The following is a 1,106-nucleotide window of genomic DNA, read 5'->3' on the forward strand; positions in this document are numbered from 1 at the left end:
AAAGACCCCGCATGGGAATCCCACCTCAATGACCTGATGAGCCGGATCAGCCGCGATCAGGACCGGAAGGCGTTCGAGGGCTGGACCTTCAAGGGTGGCCCCGCCGATGCCTGATCCCTTCGACCCTGCCGAGTTTGATGCTCCCCCTCCCTCCGATCCCGGCGCAGACTATCGCACCCTGCTCGACGCCATGCGCAAGGCCGGGGCCGAAGGGGTCGCCCAGCAGGTCGCCGCACTGGCCCAGAAGATCGAGCAGGACGCCCGCCAGCGCGCCGAATGGACCGCACAGGCAGGCGTGGGGGTCAATGCCCTCCACCGGGCCGCTGGGGAGCTTCAGCGGGTCAGCGCAGGGGTCTGGTGGGATCGCCTGAAGGAATGGATCACCGCCGCCCTCATCGGGCTGGGACTGATCTTCGCCGCGGCCCTCGCCTATCGCTGGGCGCAGGAACCCAAGATCGAGCGCCAGCTATACGGATGCACCGCCAAATGGGACGCCAAAGCCCAGACGTGCAAAGGCAAGTGGGTGCCCCTCTACGAGCAACAGCCCTGATTTAGCGCGATAATTGATATTCGCGGACAAGGATCGATGCAGGGACATGCCATGCCCGTTCGATTTTGCGGATCATGTGGAGGGTCAGCCCCCGCTTGCGGGCCAAAACCTCGGTCGCGCGCGATTGCCCGATCAGGGACGCCAGATCGGCGCGGGTGCGCCCTTCCGCCTCCATGGCCGCTTCAATCGCTTCCACCGGGTCCAGCTTGTCGACCGGCCACCGCTTCCGCTCATATTCATCGACCAGGGTTGCCAGCACATCGAGACGATCCTCGTCCGCGCTGCCCGCTTCCGCGCTCCAGAGAGCGCGGATTTCATCGACCGCCGCCCGATGGTCGTCATCGTTCCTGATAGGTCTGATATCCATTTGCCTGTCCTTCAAAACTGATCGACGGTCGCGGCGTCGATGCGGTCATATTCAGCATGTGTCCCAATAAACTTTATGAAAGCGATCCCTCGCCGGAAATGGAACGCAACGATCATTCTATGATCGCCGCCCGCCACTTCAAATCTAACCCGTTCCGCCGTCACCGTTTTTGCTTTTGAAAAATCGGCC

The 1,106-nt window shown here is 62.5% G+C and carries 3 protein-coding genes; 1 reads left to right on the forward strand and 2 read right to left on the reverse strand.

Annotation, left to right across the window (positions count from 1 at the left end; genetic code table 11):
- Positions 1–106: 106 nt before the first annotated feature.
- Positions 107–550: a hypothetical protein gene (locus tag ADT71_RS00150; protein ID WP_054434080.1), complete on the forward strand. Its 444-nt coding sequence runs from the start codon at positions 107–109 to the stop codon at positions 548–550.
- A gap of 1 nt (position 551) precedes the next feature.
- On the opposite strand, the gene ADT71_RS00155 is transcribed toward ADT71_RS00150, so the two are convergent.
- Complete coding sequence (locus tag ADT71_RS00155; protein ID WP_021226794.1) at positions 552–917, reverse strand: type II toxin-antitoxin system HigA family antitoxin; 366 nt, start codon at positions 915–917, stop codon at positions 552–554.
- Positions 918–928: 11 nt separating this feature from the next.
- Positions 929–1,106: type II toxin-antitoxin system HigB family toxin (locus tag ADT71_RS29790; RefSeq protein WP_197282860.1), on the reverse strand; the 178-nt coding region annotated here is incomplete at its 5' end.

Source organism: Novosphingobium sp. ST904, assembly GCF_001298105.1.
Taxonomy (GTDB): Bacteria; Pseudomonadota; Alphaproteobacteria; order Sphingomonadales; family Sphingomonadaceae; genus Novosphingobium.

Bases quoted from the DNA above. Each gene is read 5' to 3' on its own strand.
- ADT71_RS00150 (WP_054434080.1), top strand. From the start codon at position 107: ATGCCTGATCCCTTCGACCCTGCCGAGTTTGATGCTCCCCCTCCCTCC.
- ADT71_RS00155 (WP_021226794.1), bottom strand. From the start codon at position 917: ATGGATATCAGACCTATCAGGAACGATGACGACCATCGGGCGGCGGTC.